Source organism: Aedoeadaptatus coxii (assembly GCF_001553115.1).
GTDB classification, from domain to species: Bacteria; Bacillota; Clostridia; order Tissierellales; family Peptoniphilaceae; genus Aedoeadaptatus; species Aedoeadaptatus coxii.
The window spans coordinates 1-24,868 of the sequence record NZ_KQ960157.1; the positions used below are offsets into that span (position 1 = coordinate 1).

Genomic DNA, 24,868 nt, shown 5'->3' on the forward strand with positions numbered 1-24,868 from the left:
TCTTTTACTTCAACAGGTTTTTCCGGAGCTTTTAACTCATAAGCAGGTGTTGTATCGTCTTTTTCGATTGTATCGTCCGGTCCCAGTTTAGCTGTTTTTGTCACCTGATTTTTATCAACAGTTTCTGTTACGGTTACGGTTACATTACCCTTGTCATCAACCGTGATTTGATCATCTTTCAATCCCGGGTTAACGGCTTTTACGGCGTCTTTTACTGCTTTTTGTTCTTCTGCTGTTAATTGAGCAGTGTTTTTAACCTTAACTTTTCTTGGTTTATTTAATGTTAACTTGTCAGCGTCGTCTACTACTGTGTCTTTTTGAGACAGGGTTCCTACTTTATCTCCGTCGGTAACGACTACAGAACCGTCTTCAGCAACTTCGATTTTTGCAGTATCTGGTAGTTTAGGATTTGCTTCTTTAACAGCTTCCTTAACTTTTTCTTTTTCTGCTGCCGTTAATTGATCAAGGTTTTGTACCGGTGTTTTGTTCGGTGCAACCAGGTTAATGATCTTATCAGTATCTTCAGCTTTTTTAACCGTCTTGTCGGCTGCGATGGTTTTATTACCGTCCGTTCCCATAGGAACAGTGACTGCACCGTTATCAGCAACTTGGATTTCGTCGTCTTTGAAGTCTAAGTCCGGGTTTGCTGCCTTGACTGCGTCTCTTACTTTTTGTTTTTCATCTTCTGTAAGTTTCGCAGGGTTGGCAACTGTTGTTACTTCCGGATCGTTTAATGTTTTGCCGGCTCTGTCGAAGGCTTTGACGGTGTCTTTGCCTTCTAATTTGCCTGTCTTCGTGCCGTCTGTAACGGTTACATTACCCTTGCTGTCAACAGTAACTTCTGCATTCGCACTTAATTTGCCTTCGTTAGCCTTTTTAACAGCTTCTGCGACTTTATCTCTTTCCGGTTGGGTTAAGTTTGTAGGATCTTTTACTTCAGTCTTATCGGGGGCTTTCAAATCAAGAATCGTATCTTTTTGGACGACTGTCTTGTCTGCAGGAATGGTGCCAACTTTACCGCCTTGGTTGATCTTAACAGTACCATCAGGATCAACGGTGATTTCGTCGTCTTTGAAGTTTCTATCCGGGTTGGCTTTCTTAACGGCATCTTTAACCGCTTGCACTTCTTCAGGCTTTAATTCACCAATTTTATCAACGGGAACCGGTTTTTCCGGAGGATTGAAGTCGTTTTTAACTTCTTTTTGTTTTACAGTTTGTTCCGGTGTTAATGTGCCGGTCTTGCCGTCTTTCGTAACTGTTACTGTACCATCTTCAGATACTGTTACATCAGCTTCTGTTATGCCTTTAGCTTTATTTGCTTCAGCTACTGCCTTCTTAACCTTATCGATTTCATCTGATGTTAATGATTTAGTATCTTTAACTTCAACCGGTGTTGGAGCAGTTAATTCTAAAGGAGTTTTGTCAGTCTTTTCCCAAACTGCATAAACAGTCTTAGGTGCTGTAACATTATTTAAAATGTTGGCATCTGCTTCTGTTGCATTTTTATCTGCTGCCCAGCCTTTGAAAATATAACCAGCTCTTGTTGGGTCAGTTGGCTTTGCTACGCTACCATTATCAACTTTAACTGTAGTTGTGTCCTTGTCGCCATCAGTAAATTTACCACCATTCGCATCGAATGTTACTGCTGTTTCATCTGAATAAACAGCGTAAACTACTAAATGTTTTGTTACTGGTGTTTCATTAGTGAAGATTTCATCTTTTGTTAACTTACCGAATTCATCAGCTGTAACTGTAGTCTTGCCTAACTTAGACTTACCTGCTTCAGTAACCCAACCCAAGAAGTTCTTTCCTGCTAGTGTTGGTGCTTCCGGGAACTTATCTCCAGTATTTGCTTCAACGTTAGCTCCTTCAAAACCGTTAGCTGCATAGCCTTCTTCTCCGTAGAATTTAACATTGTCCGGAACGATTTTAACAGCTTTCTTTGTGCTGTCTGCAAATTGACCTTCAGTTGTATCGAACAATACTCTTGCCCTAACTCTTGTTTCGTAAAGGTCAGATGGAAGTGATGATCCGTCTGATGCAGTTGAAACAAACTTCATATCTTTTAATAAAGTTAATGGTGTTTCTGTCTTATCTTCTGAATGATAAGGAAGCATCTTTGTAAGGTCTACCTTGTATTCATAGGCCCTATATTCTTTGTTATCTCCTGTAAATTGAGCGTCAAAGATATTTGCCTTGGGAATAGTGATTTTTTTCCTTACATCTGTTCCCTTTATATTTCCCTTGTCGTCGTAATCATTTTCATCAGCTTGAACCTTGGCAAATAATTTACCAGTCTTGCCTTCTTCGTAAAGAGTTCTTACCTTACCACCGTCGTACTTAGTGTAGCCGACAAATTCTTTTGTATCTTTGTTAAAGGAAGCATCATCTGCTGGTAATTGTCTTGGATCTTGGTAAGCACTTCCTTCAGCGTAATCATTTGTAAACAACAATTGATATGGTGTGTAAAGTGATTTGTTGATTGATAAAACTGATTTCTTGTCAGAGTGGTCTACCCATGTAAGCTCTTTAACATTGTCAGTAGATTTTTTTAGAGCTTTATACTTGAACCAAGATGTTTGATCTTCTATTTTATTTCCATCTGCACCTATAGATTCTACAAAAATATCAGCACCCGGTTCTAATTTTGTTGTGTTGATGTAGAAGTTACCACCAGCACCATCAGTCGCTCTATTTGATACTCCTGTTAAAACTCCATCATTATCTTTGTATTGCCATAAGACTTTAGGAGTGAAAACTATTTCTCCTTCCTTTCCACCTTTTAGCGTATATTTAAGTTTAAATGTTTCTTTTTTATCCGCTTTATAAAGATGCATATTGATGTTTCTATCTTTTTGTAGCGTTAATTCAGCTGCACCTTCATTATGTTTACTTCCATTATGAATTTCAAGGAAGTTGACAGGTTTATCGTGTGAAGATGTGTAAGGCATATAAACTTTTAGCTTCTTATCTTTTAATATTGTTGCTCCTTCACGAAGAGTAAACTTGTAAACGCCATTGGCATATTTTTCTATGGCATCATTAGCTCCGTCGCCTGAAACGTATCCGTTGTAGTAACCTTGTGGCTTTCTTAAAATAGCTTGGTCGCCACCAACTTGGATCATAATTTGTCCGCCTGATGGGTCGTCTCCTGTGTCAATTAGGTAAGACTCCCCTTCTGGAACAACATAAGTGTCGTCATAATCTTTTTCGTAGATTACCCAGCCGTCTTTATTAGGATTAGTCCAGCCAGACATAGTAGTGTAATTTAATTTTCTTACTTTGTCACTGCTAAAAGTATCTTCAAACTTGCTCTTGTCTACAACGTAGTCGATAGCTGTGATGTAGAAGCCTGACAACATAACGTGTTGGTCAAGTTTTGCTACATTAACTACCCTTACACCGTCTTTTGTGAAATCTTTTGTTCCTATAACGATATAAGCTAATTTTCCATCTTTAGAATAATTTATCTTATCTTTTGGAATACCGACGTTTTTAGTGTAATCGGATAGTTTTCTATCCTTAGTCATAACATTGACATAAGCTACGTTGCCCTTGGAATCAGCCTTCATATACTTAACAAGATTTGCATCAAATACTTGAGTAAAAGCAAAAGGTTGCCCGCTAACAGTTTCGCTAACAATAGTTTTTGTTTGTCCCATGTATTGAGTTCTAATGATACCTAAGTTTGACTTGTCAGGATATTGGTCTGGATTGGCAATAAATTCTGACATAAAGAATTCTTGGTTAGTCGCATTATTAAGGTCAGATTGTTTACCACCCTTGATAAATAGAGTGCTTAACTTATCTACAAGATCAACTGCCGTAGTCTTTGTATAAGTTGAGTAGTCCATGGATGTGCCCTTTGGTGCATAAGCGTAAATTCTTGTATAATCTCCATTGGCAACTCTCATTTGGACGATGTAGTTTTCACTACCAAGCTTATCTAAATCTACACCTTCTTTTAAGACTAAGTTAATTGGTAAATTAGCTCTGTTATTGGTTCTATCTCCAGCTGCCTTACCTAAGTCAAAGCCTCTGCCTTTAAATTGTGATACTGGATCGAACTTGTATTGAGTCTTCCCATCCTTACCTAAAACATAGGAAAGATCGAAGTCTATAAATTTATCAAGGTCGCCAAAGTTGATTAGGGCTCTATACCAAACACCAGATAATGCTTGTGATTTTTCTTTATATACTAATCTTATTACGTATCTTCCGTTTGCATCAATGAACATACCATCGTAGTCTATATCGTTCATTTGAAGCGGATCGCTTCCGCCAACTCTAACTAAGTTTTGATTGTCTTCTACTTTCCAACGAGATTTGTCCTTAATCTTGTTTTCCCAGTTGGCTTTTTTGTAATAAGTTGCACTACTGGTAGCATCCACCGGCGAATTCGAAGCGCGGGCTACTCGCTCAATAACGGATGTGGCAATATCCCGATTCGCAAATACATTGTAGGGAACGGAGCTGAGAGACATGGCGAGGGCCAAGCCGACCGCCATTCCGTTCCTAAGTTTCATTTTTTTATCCATTATTTCTCCTTTCTCGCTCCTCTCCGTGAGCCTTATCATTTAACTTTCGAAGTCCAACGATGCGAAAGTTATTAACTAATGAAAAAACATGAATTTGTCTTGTACTATTCACTAATATTGTACCACATTTATCTAAAAATCAACCCTTTCGCCCTATTGTTTATTTCTATTTCACAGGTTTGTACTATTGAAATGCTCTTTCCTTTTTTTATTTATTTAAATGATAATTTATACCACACAAAAAACGCCCTCTTGCGAAGGCGTTTTGTTTTTGGAAATTGTTTATTTAGGCGCCGGTAATGTGTTCTTCCCGCAGGTTTCCCTCTTCAAAGTGGAGGATGCGATCGCTCACTCGTTTGGCGAAGGCGCGGTCGTGGGTCACGACGATCATGCCCATGCCTTTGGCTTTAAGCTGCTCCATAATTTGCGCCAGTTTGTCGATGGTGTCGCTATCCAATGCCGAGGTGGGCTCGTCGAAACAGAGGATGTCCGGCTCGAGCATGCAGGCGCGCACGATGGCGACGCGTTGTTGTTGGCCGCCGGAAAGGTTGCGCGGGTATTTGTCTTTTTCCTCTTCGATGTCCAGATCTTTTAAAAGTCGAAGGGCGCGCTTTTCCGCCACGCTTTTTTCCACGCCGTGGTAAAGGGGCGCGAGTAGGATATTTTCCCACACGGTGAGTTTCGGGAATAGGTGGTATCCCTGAAAGACCATGCCGATTTTTTTCGCGTCGGTTTTGCCCACGGGCATCACTTCGCCGTCAAAGGAAATGGTACCTGCATCGTAAGTTTCCAAACCGTTTAAGCAACGGAGAAAGGTCGTCTTGCCTTGGCCGCTTTTCCCCGCAATGGAAATGATGGAATCGGAGGTGAAATCGTAATCGATTCCCTTCCAGATTTCGCGATCGCCAAAGCTTTTCGCTAAGTTTCGTACGCTGATTCTCATGACGCTTGAATCTTCCTTTCCATTTTGTTGAGTATAACGGTTAAAATGCCGACGATAATAAGGTATACGACGCCTACGTAAACATAGGGCAGGATGGAGGACATGGTGTTGGATACGGATTTCGCCGCTTTCAATATGTCCATAACCCCTAAGATGTAAACGAGGGAGGTGTCTTTTACGAGGGTAATCACTTCGTTGGAGTAAGCGGGGAAGCTTCTTTGGATCACCACGGGAAGGATGACTTTAAAGAAGGTGTAGGGTTTGGAGAGGCCCAATACTTTTCCCGCTTCCCATTGCCCGGGATCGACGGATTGAATGCCTCCTCTTAATATTTCGGCGAAGTATGCCGTGTAGTTTAAGATGAAGGCGATGAAAATGGAGGTGAATCGCCCGAGTTTTAAGGGAATGGGTAAGAGGGGTAAGCCGAAAAATACAAACATCAGTTGCAACAATAGGGGCGTGGCACGCATAATGTAAATGTAGATTGCCGCAATCTTCGATATAATAAGATGACGGGATAATCTCGCCCACGCTACAGGTACGCACAATATGGCCGATACCAGTAGTGTCATTGCAAATACAGATGCCGTTGTCTTCATCCCCTCGTTTAAAAGGGGAATTAAGCGTTGTAAAATTTCCACGCTTACCTCCTCAGGTTAATGGATTAGTCGGCGAAATATTTTTGGTAAATTTCGTCGTAGGTTCCGTCGTCTCTTAGTTCTTTCATAGCCTTGTTGAGCGCATCCATAAGGGCGGTGTCGTCTTTACGCATGCCTACGGCAAATTTTTCTTCGCCGAAGTTGTCGTCCAAGACCTTGTAGTTTTCTTCGCCGTTTTGCTTCATGTAGTAGCGAGCGAGAACTTCGTCCACGACGATGGCGTCGCAGCGTTTGGCTTCGATATCCTTAAAGCATTCGGTGTTGGTTGCGTATTCTACCGGCGGTTCTGCCAGGGATTTTACAAATGCTTCGTCTTTATTGACAGCTTCCAGTGCAGAAGATTCGCCTTGTACTGTTACGCGCTTGCCGGCGAGATCCGCTTTGGAATTGACGGGAGAATCTTTCAGCGTCACGATGATTTGGCGGTTATCCATGTAGGGCTCCGAAAGTAATACTTTCTTTTCGCGCTCCGGTGTAATGGAGTAGCCGTTCCAGATCATGTCGATGTTGCCGCTTTCAAGTTCGCTTTCTTTCATGGTCCAATCGATGGCTTGACATTCCACTTTGATGCCGATTTTTTCGGCTACCTTATTGGCGAGGTCGACGTCGAATCCGACGAGATCGCCTTTTTCATCGCGGAAGCCCATGGGAGCGAAGGTATCATCCATGCCGATGATGTAGGTTTTGGATTTGTCGATTTCTCCGGCATCGGCCGCTGCCGCGTTGCCGTTGTCTTTTGCGTTGTCGCCCGTGTTCGCTTTGTTCGCGCCTCCGGAACACGCCGTTAACAGCATGAGCATTAGAAGGGCGAGGCTAAGTATTTTCTTTTTCATTGTCTTGTCCTTTCGTTCTTTATCGCTTTATCTAACTAAATCATCTGTTTATTATAATACCCTCTTCTCTATTTTTTGTAAAGGGTTATTTTGAATTAATATTGTATTCGTCGTTTTTGTTTGTCTCCTGAAAGGAGTTTTCATGGACACCCATCAATTAAGTTCTTATCAAACCGGGCGCTTCCGTATTCATTTGGTTTTCGGCGGCGCGTTTGTCGGCTTGGCATCGGGAATGATTTCCGTGCTTTACCGCTACACCCTCGGCCGATTGGATACGGTGCGCAATCTCATGTACAGCCACATGACCGTCGAAAAAGGCGCCCTTATGCTGGCGGGCTTTTTGCTCCTCGCCTTTTTAATGCATCTCTTGCTCCGTTGGGCGCCCTTCAGCGGCGGCAGCGGCATTCCCCAAATTCGCGGCGAGCTTTTGGGAAAGGCGGATATCGAATCCACGCCTACGCTGATTTCCAAATTCTTCGGCGGCGCCATGGGCGCTTTTACCGGACTCACCCTCGGTCGGGAAGGCCCTTCGATTCAATTAGGGGGCACTCTCGCCAAAATGATTTCAAAGGGAATGAAGGCTTCTGAAATGGAGCGGCGCTATTTAATTACCGCCGGCGCATCGGCAGGACTCGCCGCCGCCTTTAACGCACCCCTCGCAGGCGCCCTCTTTGCCTTGGAAGAATTGCACAAGAGCTTTTCCCACTTTTTCGTCGTGCCTTGTATTGTGGCGTCGGTCCTCGCGAATTTCGTCAGCTTTTCGATTTTAGGTATGGAACCGGCCTTTTCCTTTCCCATGCACGAAATGCTGCCCATTTCCTTTTTCTGGGTACCTCTTTCCATCGGCGTTCTCGGCGGCATATTAGGTTCTCTCTTTAATAAGGGGCTGCTCTTTTTCAGCCAAAACATGAAAAAGCTCCCCATTCCACGCTACGCTATTATTTTTATCGCCATGATCCTCGCCTTTTGCGTAGGCCTTTACTCCCCTCTTCTCTTAGGCGGCGGCCACGGATTAATCGAGCGTCTGGCCACCAAGCCCGTGGCGCCGACGGCCCTCGTGGTGTACTTCGCCATTCGCCTCCTTCTCGTGTGGACAGGCTACGGAAGCGGCGCACAAGGCGGTATTTTCCTTCCCGTACTCACGCTGGGCGCCCTCCTCGGCGCTTTTTGCCACAGCTTTATGATGGGCGGCGACGCATATTACCCGAACTTTTTATATTTAGGCATGGCGGCCATTTTATCTTCCGTCGTGCAGGCGCCCCTTCTTTCCATTTTACTCGTATCGGAAATGAGCGGCACCATGATGCAGATGATTTCCGTCACCGCCACCGCCGTAGTGGCTTATCTTGTGGCGCAGGTATTGAACAACGGCCCCATTTACGAATCCCTTTACGACAATATGTTTACAAAAGACGATCCCGTCGTAGATTCCGGCTACACCATGCAATACTTTTTCGTGCCGGGGGATGCGGATTACGTCAACATTCCCCTGGAACGCCTTACCATTCCCCACCATCCTTTAATCGCATCGGTGAAGCGAGAAGATAGGACCTTTACGCCTAATAAAGATACGATTTTGAAAGAAGGAGACGAGCTTCTCGTCCTTTCAAAAGAACAGTATCTTGAAGATTTAAGTCGGTATTTTGGAGATACGGAATGAAACGACTGATCCCTTTTTTACTCGCTCTTTTTCTTTTAACGGGCTGCGACGCGATTCAACCTCAATCGAAAGTTGATCCTTTGGTCTTCGGCATTTTCGAGCCGACCACGGGCATTTTCGGTGAAACCGGAGAGGAAACCCTTCGCGGCGCGAAACTTGCACAGGATATTCGCCCCGTGGCCCTCGGTAAAAAGATCGAGCTGAAACTTTACAACACCAAGAGCCAAAGTTTTGAGGCGGCCAACGGCGTCGCCTATTTAAGCGATCGGGGCGCCGTCGGGTTGATCGGCACCTTCGGCAGCGACAGCATGCAAATGGCGAGCCCCGTCATTAACGCGGCGAAAATTCCGACGGTCACGGGCTCCACTTCGCCGAAACTTAAAGACAATTATTGGATTACCCAAATCAGCGTCAGCGACGACGAGCAGGCGCGGGCCATGGCGCGCTTCGCCGACGAAACGCTCCACGTAAAAGATGTCGCCATTATGATCGATTCGGAAACTCTTTATGGCAACGAACTGGCCTATAGTTTTGAGCGGAATTTGCCGGATTACGTCAACGTCTACAAGGTGTTTTACCACACGGGAGAGAGCCGCTTTCACAACGAAATTCAGCGGCTGAAAAAACTCCCCGTCGATTCCGTTTATTGCCCCGGCAACAGTGCCGCCAGCGCCTACCTTGTGCGGGCAATTCGCACCGAATACCCGGACATTCCCATTATGGGCGGCGACCGCTGGGAAAATCCTTCCTTTAAAGCCTTAGGTAGAAAAGCCGTGGAGGGGGTATACTTTACCGCCCACTACGCCCGCTACGAAACCTTTAATATTGCATCGGACACCTTCCTTTCCCTCTATCGGGAAAAATACGGCAAAGAACCTACGAGCTACGCCGCCATCGGCTACGATGCTTACAATCTCCTTTACGACGCCGTCGTTAAAGGGGGAAAAGACGACCCGGCGGCCATGGCGCAGTATTTAAGGAAACAAGAATCCTTCGACGGGGCCTTGGGGATTAAAAAGCGGTTTACGACGAGAAGCGTCCCCATTTTACAGCAACAGGGAAGCCGCGGAAATTATGTGACGAGTGTGGAGGTGAGCCGATGAAACAAAATCGCGACATTTTGCTTTCGGGCTTTAATCTCGCCCTATGGGCAGGGCTTTACGCCGCGGGAATCGCCCGCCACGAACAGCTTCTCGGCCTCGGACTCGTCCTCGTCGCCTATTTACTGGCGGAGTGGCCGAAAAACAGCAAGGTCTGGATGAAATACCTTTTTATTTTGACGGCACACGGCCTGATGGCTTTTAGTCTCCTCGCCTTTCGTACGGGCGGCGAAACGTTATGGCAACATTTAATCGACGGCGGTTTCGCCGTATGCTACTTTCTCCAATGGAACTGTTTTCGGAAGAGTTTATTCGGTTTATTTAACCGAAGAGGCGAGCGCATCGCCGCCGGCATCCTTTGCGCCCTCGCCTTCAGTATGTTCTTCACCCTCTTCTATCCGGATTTTTTAGGGATCACCAAAAGGCAAATCATTGCGCTCCCCGAAACCCTCGCCACACATTACAGATTCGCTCTTACAGCGGCAGGAGCGTACGGCGCCGCGCTCTTCTTTGTGCCGGTGGTAAGGGTGGGGAAGTAAGTTTATTTCTTTGATCTGCAGAAGATTTTTTCTTTCAAAAGTTAACTATTCATTCAAAAGTCTTTTTTCGTAACTTAGGAGGAGGGAATAGGGCGTTGCGATTCGCCCTCTTTCCCTCCTCTTAAAACCTCCTTCCTTTCCACCCTAACGCTTTTTAGCAGTCCGAAGCCCTAACGGGCTTCGATTCCTATTGGGCTGCGTCGCGGAAAGTTATTTTATGAGTTGGGCGTCGGCTTTAGCTTTAGGATGCAAAATAGATCCCAGTTCTTTTGAATAAATGTAATGTGTTTTTTACCGCTTGCATGGCATAGGATGGAGAAAATGCCGCAGGCATTTTCTTCCCATCAAAAAGCCGGCCAGAATGGGGATGGGGCGCGCGGGGAAGGGGAAATGCGGCCTTCTCCTCTGAGCCCTTTCCCCTTCCCCGCGACAGGGTTTCACAGGTTGTATGAAACCGATTTAAAAAGTAGTTCTGTACGTGAATGTATTTTTTAAATTCATTCGGGAAAATTTTTCTCTTTCAAAAACAAACCATTCTACTAAAAATCTTTCAACGGAGATGTCCGAAGTCCTAACGGGCTTCGATTTTTATTGGGCTGTATCGCAAAAGGCTATTTTGTGAGTTGGGCGTTTAATGTCGCTCTCGTTCGGCGCGCAGAACCGCCCTCCGACCCTCTTTCTTTCCATAGAAAAATCCCCCACATTTTATCATGTGGGGGATTTTTTATTTGCCGCTGACGGTGACGACCACGAGCCTTACATTGTGCCGTTCGTAACTGCAGGTCACGAGGATCACTAAATGATCCTCTTTTTTTAATTCATAACCCGTGTCGAACACGGCATCTTGTTTCAGCTTGTGGTAAAATTCCGCTCGCTTATTGAAATCGCCGTAATCTCTCGGATCGATTAAGGTTTCGCCGTCGATCACGGCGGCGAGCACGGGCTCTCCCCGGTAATGGCCCTCTCGCTCCGAATATTCGAAGGAGGGCACATCGCCGCCTGCTTTAAAGGCATTCAGAGAGCCGAACATACTGCCGTCTTTCGTCATATGGCCGTAGACCATAACGAAGGGATCGGCGAACCCCGTGTTTCGGTAGTCCATAAAAATACTGCCAAACACATTCTCTTCCCCGTCGGCTGCGCGGCGAAGATAGGTTTCGTTATCGTCCCCTCGCACCACCGGGTAATCCACCTTCCCGTCGGAGGAGCGAATCCAACCGACAGCATGAGGGAATTTCGATTTCATGTCGTCCCACGGATTCTCTTCTTTCGAAAAAGATTCCGCCGCGGAGCGATAAAGCGCTTCGGAGGCGTCGCCGTCTCGGCGCAAGCGAAGATAGGAAAAAGCGTGGTAGGCGAAAAATATCGCCACCAAAAGAATCATTACATTGAGTAGAATTCGTCGCTTTTTCATAAAACCTCGCTTATTTTACTGCATATTTTCTCCGATAAGCCAAGAGCGCAAGGAGCAAACCGCCGCTCGCCAATAAGAGCATGCCCTCATCTGCCACGCCGGTCTTGGGAAGGCCGGGGCGTCCAGGTTTGTTGGGCTTGTTCGGGCGATTGGGTTTGTTCGGTTTGTCCGGTGTGCCGGGCTTATCCGGGGTTTCCGGAGTTTCCGGAGGTGTATTGGGTTTTTCCGGCGGAGTCTTAGGTTCTTCCGGAGGATTCTTCGGTTCTTCCGGCGGAGTCTTAGGTTCTTCCGGAGGTGTCTCCGGCGGAGTTTCCGGTTTCTTGGTGTTCTTCGCCTTAAAGACAAAACCTAATTTGTCGTTTTCGTCGAACTTAAACACCTTGCCGGTGTAACCGTCCATGGCCACTTCTTCCACTTCATAAGCGTAAGAAATGGTCTTTACGGTAACCGAACCGTCTTCATTAATCGTTGTAACCTTCTTGAATAAAGGCAGACCGTCCACCTTGCCGACAAACTCGTTCTTTTCGTTGAGAACTAATTGCTTGTCTAAGGTCTTTCGTTCGATCACGTTGCCATCTTTATCCTTTACAATTTGAATAATATTGAATTTAACCTCGGGACGATTTTCTTTAATTTCCGTCGTACCGTCGGCTTCAAAGAATTCCTTGTAAAGCTTAATGAAACGTTCCTTTTCCAAGTAAACGGTAACGGTATTGGAGCCTTTCACCGTGTTGGAAGCAGAAAGATCCTTATCCTTAGCGATTAAGTTATCAATATTGAAGAATTCCTTAGCTTCTCCCAGTACATGCTTTTCACCGTCGGTGCCGATATAGACGACCTTGCCGTCTTCAATCTTTGCATCGAGCTCGGGAATCATCATGGGAAGGATGAATTCTTTCGATTGGCCGATGGGATATCCAAATTTATTATCGATGGTAATACCGTCGACATCGGCAAGTTTAGCTTTTCCCTCTTTAATGAGCGCTTCTAACGCAGTCTTCGAGTAAGATTTTTCGCCGATTTTATAAGTGACTCTAAAGCCATCTTTTTCTTCGACAAAATCTCTTAAAACCGGGCGAAGACCTCTCTTGATCATCTTTGAAAAGTCATCTGTTAAGAACCACTTTTGATCGCGATTCGATGAAATATCCGTATCGGTTAGAGATTTCTCCAGCGTGTAATTGATTTTGTAATCGAATTTATCTCCGAAATGAAGGGTGGTGTTCCCCTTAAACCATTCGCCTGCGTCGGATTCCGTTACGGGATTTCCCTCTTCGTCATAGATCCTCAAATACTTATTGACTTTGCCTTTATGGCCGTCGGTAATGGGGATCGTATGATCGCTGTAGAAAAATTCTCCGACATTTCCGAAGACGGCACGGTTCGTATACTTTTGGCCCTTGTTTTGCTTTGCTTCGCTTTCTTGATATTTCTTCTTGTCCACGAGCAATTTTTCAAGGCTTAAAGTAAACTGAGCTTTATCGCCATGAGGCGCTTCGAATTCGGGCAACCAGGCCAAGATGGCGCGGGTTAATTTGCCTTTTTCCAGCTTGCCTTCCGCTTCGGCTTTTTTAATGGCCGCTTCTAGGACTGTTTTCTTATCTCCATCTAGCGTCTTTACATAGTCATAAATATTTTCCACGTAAAGGGGCTTGGCTTTCTTTTGGAACTCTTCCATGTTCAGCGTTTTATTAGCGCCGTTTTGCTTCATGGCATCTTCATCGATCTTTAGGGTCAGTTGGCTGCCGGTTTGCAATTGGAAGATGTCCGGTAAGAAGTCGATGATCAAACTGTTTTTGTAAACATAATAACCGTTTTCGTTATAGTTAGAATTTACAGTCTTGTCGTCCTTCGAAGGCTTCAGAGCTTCTCCGGCAATTTTTTGCGTCGTGTTCAGTTTGTCGACTTTGACTTTTACCGTAAAGTCTACGGTAATGTCTTTGCCTTTACCTTCCTTATCTTTTCCATCTTTCGAAAGATCGAGTTCCTTCGTTTCGGACGTTTTATCGAATTTCGGATTTTCTTCTTCCGGTTTGGGAACGGAAGGTTCGTACACGAGCTTGAAGCCTGCGTCGGCAGCGCCGGATGTGCCCTTGCCGTCGGCTCCGTCTTCTTTTTCAACGCCGGCATCTTCCCCTGCTTTTTCGATACAGTGGCCGAGGCCGATACCCGACGGACAAACCTTGTTCTTCCAGTGGCTATCTTTTTCGAATAAACCGGGACCTTGACCTGCTAAGGACAGGCGATAATCCGCAAAGTTTTTATAAACATTGCGATCATAGCCTTGATTGCTCATATAATAAGCCGCAAGGTCGATGGAAGGATTAATAAGATCTTGATAAGCTTGAGATGCTTTAAACTTATCTACATCGATTTTACCTTTGTATTTCTCAAGGTTTGCGTCGATGTTATCGGCAACTTTCTTAATATCCTTATCTTCGCCGTCGCCGACATGGTAAGGATTAATGGGATTGCCCTTGCTGTCCTTTAAGCTCTTACGATTTTCACCTTCGCCGGTAGCGAGATCGCCGTAGAAAAGTTCACTGCCTTTTTTAGCAGAGTAAGGTAATTTTTCCTTATAGTCTGCCTTTGAATCAAATGTCGCAAGATCTTTTATTTCGATTGTCTTCTTGATGATCATAGCATTGACGCTGTCGAATGCTTGTTTCATCACATCGCGATAAGAAGATTCCTGCTTATTCCAATTCTTTTTAAAGTTGTCATCCTTATCCTTCAAAATCTTTTGAATTTCTTCCTTCACGTACTTGTCTTTGTTGGTGAGGATTTGTCCAAATTCATCGGTAAAGGGAATGTCCACCATGGGATTGATCACCGAAGTGATGCCGATGATCTTACGCTTCGACGAATCCGTCGCCCCACCGATGGTGGTGCCCGGTTTCAGTTCAAACTGAATGGCGTTAAAACGCATATCGTCGTGGCGGTAGTCGCCCTTTTTGCTATCGAGATAGGAAAGCTTGAGGCGATTTAATTCGCGAATCATGGATGCTTTGATGACATCGAGATTCTTATCATCAGCTTTATCGACCATGTCTTTAAATCTGGCGGAAAGTTTTTTGAAGCAAGAAGATGTTGGCGGATAAATTTCTTTAAGCATTTCTTCAAAAGAAGATTTTAAATTCTCTTTTGTATCAGACTTTAGCTTATCCGAATCGATCTTACTGCTCATAGCCTTCGTGTAAGCTTCTTGCACGGGACTATAGAATTTAAAACTCTTATCTTCAGTATCATTTTCCTTATAGAAGGCCTTTAATACCTTGATGCGAATTTGACCTTTTTCGCTATCGCGGGTGATTTCGAAATTGACGCCGTTTTTAGTTAAATTCGCCTTTTGATTTTTACCAAGACTATCTTTAATTTCCTTCGCCGTAATTTCAAAGCCGCCTACTGCTACAAAATAGCTTTCGACGTAATTCGGATTGATGCCGAGGCGAATCTTATCCAGTTGATCTAAGAAGAAATACTCATCGGTTCCTGCAAATTCTTTGCCTTTTTCTTCCTTTATTCTTTCCCAGTTTTCCTTCGTATCGTTAATGATCACTTCATCGTAAATCAAGCGATTGTCCATGTTGTGATCTTCTACGATAATCGATGCGCCGGGATATTCCGGGAAGAGACCGCCGCCCTTATTGTTAAACCCTAGAGTCCAACGTAAGCTGCGATCTAAAGCTTTGCCTTCGCCGTCGACGATAGAAAGAGTTCTATTTTCGCCTTCTCCTTCAACTTTAAACTTAGCCTTGGGATCCAGTTTCTTTAATTCTCTTCTTAAAAGATCTAAGAGTTTCAGCTCTTTTTCAATCTTTGCTTTTGCTTCGTTCGTTTTCGCCTTAGCTTCTTTATCTAAAAGACCGATAATGTATTGGTCTCTTTGACGATCGCTGCCGTCGCGATAGAAGATATTGAAGAAATTATAATCCAGATTTTTCGACAGATCGGAAGGCGCATTCTTAAAGAATAAAGCTTCGCCTGTCGGTTTTTCCTTCAAATAGAAGTAACGGTTTACAACTTTTGTGGGTTCTTCCGCATCTTGTTTTCCGTCCTTATCTTTGTCCTTATCTTTAAAGATAGAAACTTCTTCCGTTTCTCCCTTATCATTAAGGCGTTCATAACTTGCTTGGAATTCGGCAGTTAAAGTATAGCTGATGTCCTTGCCCGTTAAGAAGCCCGGGAAGCGCAAGCCAAACTTGGCGTTATTGACGGCATCGAAAATGCTTTCGATGGAGACAATTCTCTCTTCATCGCCCAATTTTTGAACGTAAAAGCTCATGCCTTCTTTAGACAAAATAAGATCATCTTTTTTGCCGTCGGCGCGAACATAATATTCTTTTGCCTTGTCCCCTTCACCTAGGGTTTTCTTTACATAGTAAGCGTCGCCCACTTTGTAATAATCCTTAGAATCTAAACTACCGTAAAGTTTCGTCGCATCGTCGGGAACGAGCGATTCTCCGTAGCTTAACTTGGGATTGAGTTCCAGTTCCTTATAGCCTGCGAAGAATTTATCGCCGATCACTTTACCGTCTTTTGCTTCGACGAACTTGTTGTTTTCTTTATCGTAATAATACTTGCCGACGATGGCTTTGTAGCCATCATTTTTTACGACATAGTTGTTATTGTTAACAAAGATTCGGTCGATAGTTTCGCTAACATTGAATGTAACATTAGGTGCCTTTCCTTTTTTAGTAAAGGAATAGTTTCCGTCTTCATTCTTAACAGTGATATCTTCCATTAGGCGACCATATTGATCGACCAGAACTTCTCCCGGTCTGAAAGTGTAGCCGCTCAACAGATAGCCCGCCTCATTAAACACGGCGTTTTCTTTAATCTTATACTCGACGCCGTCGATGGTTACGGTTTTATTACCTTTATCATCGGTTTTGATATCGGCATCATTGTAAGTTTTGCCTTCAATCAATTTCCCCGAGGAATCTACAAGAGCTTTCTCAACGCCTACAAAATCCTTATCGGGAATTTGCTTAAAGCGATGGGAAGAATCAAAGATCGCGCCGTTTTTGCCACCGACGATGGTGCCGCCGAAAGAGGTTTTCTTCTCACCTTCAACAGTTGTTTCAATGGTAACTTGTTTTCCTTTAAGGGTCGGGGTTACATTCGTATCCGCCTTGTCACCTTTATTGGCCACATTACCTTCGAAAACATCTTCTTCCGATGTGTAGGAGAGCAATTTGTCCCCTTGTAGGATATAGGTAGTGCCGTCTTTCGTCAGCTTGCCCTTGTCGTCAAAAGTGCCGACTTCTTTAAAGTTTTCGCCGTCCTTTTTATAAAGGGTCTTGCCGTCCACTTTAAAGTCCCCATTTTGAAGAACGTCTTTTACATCGTGAACTTCGCCTTTTTCGTCAACGTATTTTTTACTGGTTCCGTCGTCGAGAAGGAGTTTTTTCAGTTCGTCCTGAGTTAATTTTTGAGGATCTTTCCCTTTGAGATTTCCTTTAAAATTTCTCTTCTCAATCTCGAGAACGTAAGTGCCATCATCTACTTTGTGATATTTTAAGCCGGATTTGTGAATATATTCGGCAAATTTATCGTTGTATTTCGGCAACTTCATAGTGATCTTCACATGAGATAAGGGAAGGGATTCCCCGTTGGAAGAGTTCACGATCACATCGTCGATGTAGCCGTTGCTCTTCTTTAAAAGAGTAAAGATATTGGCTACTTTATCCGTGTCGTCGTTGACATAGCCGTCGGTGGTGTTGCCACCGTCAAATTCCTTGGGTTTCTTCGGATCGTCGGATCCGATTTCGCCTACTTTCGGATTTTCATCGTATCCTTTTTTCGTGATTAAGAAATTCTTCTTAATCTCCTTCTCTCCGGCTTTCATTGTTATGGAAAAGCCTTCGTGTAGATTACCGTAAAATCCGGGAATTTGGAATTTTAATTGGGCTACGCCGAAATCTTCAGCCGTCGTAAAGGAATAGGATCCATCTTCATTAGCTGTAAGCTCTACTGCTTTACCGTTTAAAAAGACAAGGCTATTTAAATCAGCCTTGGGATTTTCCCCTAAGGGATTGCCCACTTTATTGGGCGTAATGGTAAGGGTAAGTTCGTTCCCATCATTATTTTTCCCTACCTGGACTAAGAGATCCAGGGGGGTATTGTCGGGAACGTAGTAGGTATCGCCTTCCAATTGGCCGCCGACACCGCCGGTAAAGTCGAATGGATAGACGGTGATTCTCGGGTCTCCATTTTCCTCTCCGAATGCCGGTGCAATCTTCTTCTTCGGATCCGTAGAGTTAATACCGTCTAAGACTTGCTTGTTGAGATCGTCGAACTTTTTCTTGAGCTCTTGAAGATCTTTAACCCCGAGGGCGCCCAGCTCTTCCTTGCTTAGTCCGTCTTGATCGGGATTCAGCGCCTTATCCAAGGCATCTTTTACCTTTTTATAATCTTCGTAAATCTTCTTACCTTCTTTAGAAGAGTTCTTTTCGTCGATATTAATGTAAGGCTTTGTTGCGAGATCTTTTCGGATCGCCTTTTCCTCGTCCGTTAATGCACGAGGAGGCTCGAATCCGCCTAAAAGCTTGTTCAATTCATCGACGTCTTTTTGCGTCAACTTGCCGTCGGCGATTTTTTGTTCGATTTCTTTACGCTTTTCCTTGATTTGATTGTATCGTGCAATCTTTTCTTTATCGGTTAAGCGTTTATCCATGTCCTCCGTCAGTTTATCCGAAGCGGATTTCTCAACTTCTTTCAAGTATTTTTCATTGTACTCTTTTTGAAGTTTTTCCTTCTTCTTATCATCTTTCTCGGCTTTTATTTGTTCGCCGAGTTTTTTAAGATCTTCTGAAGGTTCCACCTGGTTTTTATCTTCGACGGGCTTTTCTTCCTTCGCCTCCGGTTTAGGAGCGTTGGTCGGCTCTTCGGTTTTCGTAGTGCCGTTTTTCGCCGAGGTTTTCGTTACAGAGTCTGCTTCGGTTACATCGGCAGGTGTTTCCTCCGCCTTGTCCTTAGCGTCCGCTTCCATTACGCCTGCTGCATCTTCCGCCGATTCGGGGGCGTTTTGTGCCGCCGCCTTCGGTTCGATTGCAGGGTCCTTTTCTTCGGTCGCTGCCTCGGCTTCTGCGGGGCTCGCTTCCGCTACCTCGGGTTTTGAAGCGGGTTCTGTTTCTGCCGCTTCAACTTCGGTCGGGTTTGATTCATCCTTTCCCTCTGTCGTATCGGGAGAAACTGAAGTTTCCACCGCCACCGGGGCATCAGCGCCCGATTCTTTTTCGTCGGCCGCATAAACTGTGCCGTGGGCGAAAAGTGTCAGCATTAAAATCAGCATGAATAGACGTAATTTCCTGTTCATTTTCTCCCTCCTTTCTTTTTTATATTTAAAGAAGCTACGAAAACTTCTTTATCAAACTATTATATAAAAGGTCAGAACAGTATACAAGTTGAAAGAATATTTTTGTTTTAGTTTCACTGGCCTTTAGTTATAAAATCACTTTATTTGGCCGAAATTTCACAAAATTTTCCTGACGCTACAATGCTAAATTCGCATTTTCGCACAAAAAAATAAGCCCTCATTTCAGGGCTTATTTTTGTCTTCTTATCTTGCTTTGTATGCTTTCAGGCCTTCGTCAAGGATGTGCATTGCTTTGCGAATGGCATCGTTGTTGAGGACGTAAGCTAAGCGTACTTGGCTCTTGAAGTTTTCGCTGTGTTCGTAGAAACCTGCGGCAGGTGCCATCATAACGGTTTCGCCGTCGACATCGAATTCTTCGAGCAACCAGCGGCAGAAGTCTTCTGCATCTTCTACGGGAAGATCGGCTACTGTATAGAATGCGCCGCCTGCCATGTTGCATTTAACGCCTTCGATTTTGTTAAGTTCTTCTACGATCACGTCGCGACGTTCTTGGTAAATGTCGGAGATTTGATCGAGGTAGGAATCGTCCATTTCGTAAAGTGCTGCAGCACCGATCATGTCGACGGTGGGAGCGGCAAGACGTGCAGTTGCAAGTTTGTTTGCAGCGGCGATGAAGTCTTTGTTCATGGATGCCAAGTTACCGATACGGGCGCCGCATCCGCTGAAGCGTTTGGAAATGGAGTCTTGTAAGATCAGGCGATCTTGAATGCGTTCGATGGTACCGAAGCTGTGGAATTTTTTGCCGTCGAAGATGAATTCGCGGTAAAGTTCTTCAGCGATGATCCAAAGGTTGTTGTCGATTGCGATGTCGGCAATAAGTTCGATTTCTTCTTGTGTATAAACGGCGCCGGTGGGGTTGCCGGGGTTGGCAAGAAGGATAGCTTTGGTTTTATCGGTAATCTTGGATTCGATGACTTCTCTCGAGGGGAGGTGGAAGTCGTTTTCTACGACCGTCGGGAAAGTGGTAACGGTGGTAGAGGTTTCGATAAAGTAAGAAAGATAGTTGGTGTAGTAGGGTTCGCAGGTAAGGATTTCATCGCCTACATCGGTAATGGCGAGTAGAGTGAAAAGAAGGGCTTCGGAGCCACCTGCTGTTACGACGATGTCGTCAGCGGTCATAGGAATGTCGCGACGTTGGTAGTATTTTGCCATGCCTTCGCGAAGTTCGGGAAGTCCCGGGGAGGGTGCATAGCTTAATACTTTCATGTCGATGTTTTTAATGGCATCAAAGAATACTTGGGGCGTTTCAACGTCGGGCGCGCCGATGTTTAAGTGGTACACTTTTTTGCCTGCTTCTTTTGCCTTGTTGGCATAAGGTGTCAGTTTACGAATCGCACTATAGGGCATGGATTCAATACGGTTAGATAATTTCATCAAAATTCTCCTCTCTCAACTTTCGATAATTTCATTATAGTAGATATAATTCGAATACTCAATACAATCGGGTGTATAGTTTCTTTTATAACGATGTATTTTCTATATTTTGTGAAATTTGCCCCTTTGATGAGGTTTTTCTTTTGATTGTTTTATGGGCGATCGGCTTCCCAGCGCAGGTCTTCGCCGATAAATTCCATGGGTACGAATTTGTCGAAGATTCTTGAAAATATGCGGTCTCCGTAGACTGCGGATATTTCTCTCGGGCTTAAATTGGTGCTGATAATGGTTTTTTTGCCTTCGATGAGCCGCGTGTTTAGAATATTAAAAAATTGCGCAATGGTAAAGGCGTTGGCCATTTCCGTGCCGAGATCGTCGATAATGAGGAGATCGGACTTAAAGAGGCTGTCGTATGCCATTTCCGCTTCCCGCTCGCCGCTTTTGTTAAAGACTTTGTCTTCGCAGATGCGAATCATGCCGAAGGCGGTTTCGTAGACCACGGATACGCCCTTGGCCATGATTTCCGCCGCCACGGCGTGGGAAAGGAAGGTTTTGCCCAGGCCCGTGGCACCGTAAAAGAGGAGGTTCATGTCGTTGGGCTCTTTAAAGGTGTCCATAAAGGTTTCCACGCCCTTTAGAATCTCTTCCATGTTTTGCCGCGGGGAGATATTTTTTTCGCCGTAGGGCACGTCGGAAAAAATGTCCATGCGGAAATTGCCGAAGTTATTGGTTGCGATTTGCCGCTCGATATGGCTTCCTCTGTGCAGGTAGGCGGTGAGTTTTCGCTCCAAGCAATGGCAGCGGGTGCCGTCTTCCAGGTAGCCTTTGTCTTTGCAATCGGGGCAAGTGTAAATGGGGTCTAAGTAATCGGCGGGAAGGCCTGCTTTTAATAGTAGGGAACGGCGAATGCCTTCTAATGTTTGAAGTTCTTTTTGCGCCGATACCGCCACATCTGCGTCGCCGCTTAAAAGGCCGGCGCGGGCGGCGTCGTAGCCCAGGGAGCGTATGTTGTCTTCCACTTCTTCCAACCCGTCGACCATATGGTAGGCTTCTTCTCGCCGATCCGATGCCATGCGTTCGTTATCTCGGCGGATTTTGTCGTATTCTCTGCGAATGTCGTCGAAGTAATGGGCCATTTACTTTCCCCGCCTTTCTTGAAACTCTTTCCATTTTCGCTCCGCCATCTTCGCCAAATCGTCGGATGTGTATTTGGCCGTAGCGGAGTTTTGTATGGGTTTTTGGGTACTTCGAACCTGCGGCTTTTCCTTTGCATCTTTCGGAAGGTCTTCTTTTTTAAGAATGTCTTTCGCCTTCCACGACGCCAGGATGCTTTCAAAGTAACGCCAGTTGGGCTTGGCGATGCCGCCGGTGCGTTTGGCCGCTTCTTCCAATAGTTCGAAGCTCATGATCTCCATGTACTCTTCCACTATATCCGATTCTTCGCGAATATAGGGCTTTCTCGAAAGGCCCATTAGCTCCAGCAGATGACGGTAGCGGTAATAGCTTGCGTCGTGCTCCATAAAGTTTTTCTCGAGATCTTCCGGCGTGCGAATATTATCGTCCGCCCAGTTTCTTACGATGCCTTCGATATAGGCCACGGAGCGCTTGTTTTTTTCTTCGGTACCGTAGCGGAAGGCTTCGAGAATCATGGCGATGGGCATGTTGTAAACTTCTCGCCAGGAGGCGATGTCCAGTTTTTGTTGATAGGGTATTTGTCGGCGCATGTAGTATTCGCAGCGGGTAAACATATCCGCCACTTCTCTATCTTCCAGACGCTTCACAAAATCGCTTTTGGTTTTATCCGGCGTGTAAATTTCGCGGGTGTAAAGTTCTTTCAGGCGCAAAAAGCGAATGCCGTAGCTTTCGCCTTCGTAGATTTTTTCTACGATGCCTTCCCCTTCCCAGTAATCCCAGGCGCGAAAAACGTCGCTTTCCAATAAATTAAGGCGAGAAGCGATGGTTTGATGATCGCCCTCGCCTCCATTGTGTGCCATTTGGATGCCCGCTAAATATACTTTTACAAAATCGCCGTCGGCGCCGGGCATGTAGTCGTTTAAAAAGATGTTTTCGATCGGCGTGTCGCCGAGGTCTAATTGCAACGGATCGATTTTAAATTCCACGTCGCCACACCCCTTTCGTCAGTTCCATATGATCCACGAGAACGGCGCCAAAACCCCGCCCCCTTCGAATTTTATGTTCATAGGGCATAAACGCCCGCAAGCTTTCTTCATCTTCGGGCAAATCCATGGGTCTGAAAATAGACGCCGTCTTTCGAAAACCCAGTCTCTTATAAAGTTTCATGGCGCGCTCGTTCCACGGCAATACTTCCAGGTATAGGGTCTCCAGCTCCAGGTCTTCAAATCCCAGGCGGATCAATTCCTCCATGGCCTCTCTGCCGTAGCCTTTGCCCATTTCCGCACAATCGATAATGATGCCCACTTCTCCTTTGCGGGTAATGGGCGATATATTTTTTAAGCCGATGTAGCCGATGGCGCGACCTTTTTCCATAATGGCATAGTAAAGATCCCGCTTGTCTTCGGTTTTCCAGCGGTACCACTCACCAATCGTTTCCGCCGTTTCTTCGAAATTAAACATGGCGTAAAGGGGATCGGTGTGATCCTGCCAATTTAAAAAATCTGCCACATGCCGTTCTTCCAAGGGAATTAAATTCACGTGTTCGCCCCTCTCTTTTTATGATTGTACCACAAGAAAGGGTCTGTGATTAATCGCGGTAAAGGCGCACGTGAATGGATTGGCCCGCCACTTCTTTGTTTTGCAGCTGATGGATGGCGGCCTTTGCCATATCTTTCGGCACTTCGATGACCGTGTGGTGATCACGGAGTAAAATATTGCCCACGATGTCGCGGCCTAAATTGGTTTCGTTATTGAACACGGCGAGGACGACCTTCGGGTTGACGCCGTCTTTTCTGCCCACATTCCAATACAGCTTGGCTTGATTGGAGAAGCGTTTCTTGCCGCCTTTCTTCTTGCCCTTGACCTCTTTTCTGTTTTCCTTGCGATTATCTTTACGCAAACCTCTCGCGCGGAATTTTTTGCCGAAGTCCACTTGCTCCAAGGCGTCGTGTTTACGATTTTGTTGGCTGTCGTCTAAAAGCTTCATAAGGGATGCGGCAATTTCCACAGCGCCGTATTCGAGACGCAGCAGAGATTCCACCATGGCCTTGTACTCGCCCAATTCCCCCGGGTTTTTCAACCCTTCGATGACTTTGGCCTCGAAATTTTCCCGGTAGTTGTCGTCCATTTGCTCGATGGTGGGAAGTTCCATGTAGTGGAGATCGGCTTTGGTGTAGCGGGCGATGTCTTCTAATTTATAAATGTCGCGGCCGACGATAAAGGAAAAGGAAAGGCCCTTTCTTCCTGCCCGTGCCGTTCTGCCGATGCGGTGCACGTAATATTCCTCGTCTTGGGGAAGATCGTAGTTCACCACCATGTCCACGTCGCCTACGTCGATACCTCGCGCCGCCACATCGGTGGCCACGAGAATGTCGATAGAGGAATTTCTAAAGCGCTTCATAACGGCATCCCGTTGGTTTTGCTTTAAATCGCCGTGGAGACCGTCCACGGAATAACCGCGGCTCGCCATGTCGGCGACCAGGGCGTCTACCCGCTTTTTCGTGTTGCAGAACACAATGGCCAGAGTGGGATCGTAAATGTCCACGAGGCGGCTTAAAATTTCAGGCTTCATGGAGGCCTTCATTTCCAAATAATATTGCTTAATGTTTTCCACCGTGAGCTGTTTATGTTTAATGCGGATAATTTCCGGATCCGATTGGAAGCGGGCGGAAAAATCCATAATGTCTTTTTCCATGGTGGCGGAGAAGAAGCAAGTTTGGCGAGTCTCAGGGGTCTCCCCTAAAATGGTTTGCATATCGTCGCGAAAGCCCATGGCGAACATTTCGTCGGCTTCGTCTAATACCGCGATGGAAAGATCGTCAAAACGCAGGGTTTTTCGGCGCATATGGTCCATAACGCGGCCCGGCGTACCGACGACGATTTGCACGCCGCCTTTTAAGGAGCGAATTTGCCGCTCGATGCTCGTGCCTCCGTAAATGGGAAGGATCTTAATGCCTTTTTTATATGCGCCAAGTTTCCCCAGTTCTTCGGCCACTTGCAGGCAAAGTTCCCTCGTGGGGCAGAGCACAAGACCCTGCACCTTTTTTTCCTTCGTCACCGTCTCCAACATGGGTATGCCGTAAGCGGCGGTTTTCCCCGTACCCGTTTGGGCTTGGGCGATCACATCGCGCCCGGCGAGCATAGGCTCCATACTTTGGGATTGAATGGGCGACGCCTCTTCAAAACCCATGGCCTCTACGCCCTTTAACAGTTCCGGCGACAAATTAAATTCATTAAATTTCAAACGTTCCTCCTAATATTATAAAGTGTCATAAAAAAAGCAGTCCCGAGGA

At 45.4% G+C, this 24,868-nt stretch carries 14 protein-coding genes; 3 read left to right on the plus strand and 11 right to left on the minus strand.

Features of this window, described 5'->3' with window-relative positions; all coding sequences use genetic code 11:
• From HMPREF1863_RS00875 to HMPREF1863_RS00890, 4 genes are all read right to left on the minus strand, one after another.
• Positions 1-4,538: InlB B-repeat-containing protein (locus HMPREF1863_RS00875; RefSeq protein ID WP_083508455.1), on the minus strand; the 4,538-nt coding region annotated here is incomplete at its 3' end.
• A gap of 286 nt (positions 4,539-4,824) precedes the next feature.
• Positions 4,825-5,481, minus strand: coding sequence for an amino acid ABC transporter ATP-binding protein (locus HMPREF1863_RS00880; RefSeq protein WP_068366361.1), 657 nt, complete (start codon positions 5,479-5,481; stop codon positions 4,825-4,827).
• Positions 5,478-6,122, minus strand: coding sequence for an amino acid ABC transporter permease (locus tag HMPREF1863_RS00885; RefSeq protein WP_083508456.1), 645 nt, complete (start codon positions 6,120-6,122; stop codon positions 5,478-5,480). Before HMPREF1863_RS00885 ends, HMPREF1863_RS00880 begins: the two co-directional genes overlap by 4 nt.
• A gap of 23 nt (positions 6,123-6,145) precedes the next feature.
• The gene (locus tag HMPREF1863_RS00890) at positions 6,146-6,973 is read right to left on the minus strand and encodes an amino acid ABC transporter substrate-binding protein (protein ID WP_068366364.1); all 828 of its coding nucleotides are present in this window, start codon (positions 6,971-6,973) and stop codon (positions 6,146-6,148) included.
• A gap of 142 nt (positions 6,974-7,115) precedes the next feature.
• Between HMPREF1863_RS00890 and HMPREF1863_RS00895 the strand changes: the two genes are divergently transcribed.
• The 3 genes from HMPREF1863_RS00895 to HMPREF1863_RS00905 are packed head-to-tail and all read left to right on the plus strand — an operon-like array spanning position 7,116 to position 10,272.
• Complete coding sequence (locus tag HMPREF1863_RS00895; protein ID WP_068366368.1) at positions 7,116-8,633, plus strand: ClC family H(+)/Cl(-) exchange transporter; 1,518 nt, start codon at positions 7,116-7,118, stop codon at positions 8,631-8,633.
• Positions 8,630-9,736: an ABC transporter substrate-binding protein gene (locus tag HMPREF1863_RS00900; RefSeq protein WP_068366370.1), complete on the plus strand. Its 1,107-nt coding sequence runs from the start codon at positions 8,630-8,632 to the stop codon at positions 9,734-9,736. Before HMPREF1863_RS00895 ends, HMPREF1863_RS00900 begins: the two co-directional genes overlap by 4 nt.
• Complete coding sequence (locus tag HMPREF1863_RS00905) at positions 9,733-10,272, plus strand: hypothetical protein (protein WP_068366373.1); 540 nt, start codon at positions 9,733-9,735, stop codon at positions 10,270-10,272. The genes HMPREF1863_RS00900 and HMPREF1863_RS00905 overlap by 4 nt, the downstream gene beginning before the upstream one ends.
• Before the next feature lie 724 nt (positions 10,273-10,996).
• On the opposite strand, the gene HMPREF1863_RS00910 is transcribed toward HMPREF1863_RS00905, so the two are convergent.
• The 7 genes from HMPREF1863_RS00910 to HMPREF1863_RS00940 form a co-directional block, all read right to left on the minus strand.
• Positions 10,997-11,686: a class B sortase gene (locus HMPREF1863_RS00910; protein WP_068366377.1), complete on the minus strand. Its 690-nt coding sequence runs from the start codon at positions 11,684-11,686 to the stop codon at positions 10,997-10,999.
• Positions 11,687-11,696: 10 nt separating this feature from the next.
• On the minus strand, positions 11,697-19,007 hold the full coding sequence (locus HMPREF1863_RS00915) for a hypothetical protein (RefSeq protein ID WP_068366380.1): 7,311 nt from the start codon (positions 19,005-19,007) through the stop codon (positions 11,697-11,699).
• 243 nt (positions 19,008-19,250) lie between these two features.
• Positions 19,251-20,441, minus strand: coding sequence for a pyridoxal phosphate-dependent aminotransferase (locus tag HMPREF1863_RS00920; protein ID WP_068366383.1), 1,191 nt, complete (start codon positions 20,439-20,441; stop codon positions 19,251-19,253).
• A 152-nt stretch (positions 20,442-20,593) separates the two neighbouring features.
• Positions 20,594-21,577: an ATP-binding protein gene (locus tag HMPREF1863_RS00925; protein WP_068366386.1), complete on the minus strand. Its 984-nt coding sequence runs from the start codon at positions 21,575-21,577 to the stop codon at positions 20,594-20,596.
• The gene (locus tag HMPREF1863_RS00930; RefSeq protein ID WP_068366389.1) at positions 21,578-22,561 is read right to left on the minus strand and encodes a DnaD domain-containing protein; all 984 of its coding nucleotides are present in this window, start codon (positions 22,559-22,561) and stop codon (positions 21,578-21,580) included.
• A complete protein-coding gene (locus HMPREF1863_RS00935; RefSeq protein WP_068366392.1) occupies positions 22,551-23,114 on the minus strand; it encodes a GNAT family N-acetyltransferase in 564 nt (187 codons plus the stop codon). The genes HMPREF1863_RS00930 and HMPREF1863_RS00935 overlap by 11 nt, the downstream gene beginning before the upstream one ends.
• A 49-nt stretch (positions 23,115-23,163) precedes the next feature.
• Entirely contained in the window at positions 23,164-24,819 is a 1,656-nt protein-coding gene (locus HMPREF1863_RS00940) for a DEAD/DEAH box helicase (RefSeq protein ID WP_232300083.1), read from the minus strand.
• Between the last annotated feature and the right edge of the window lie 49 nt (positions 24,820-24,868).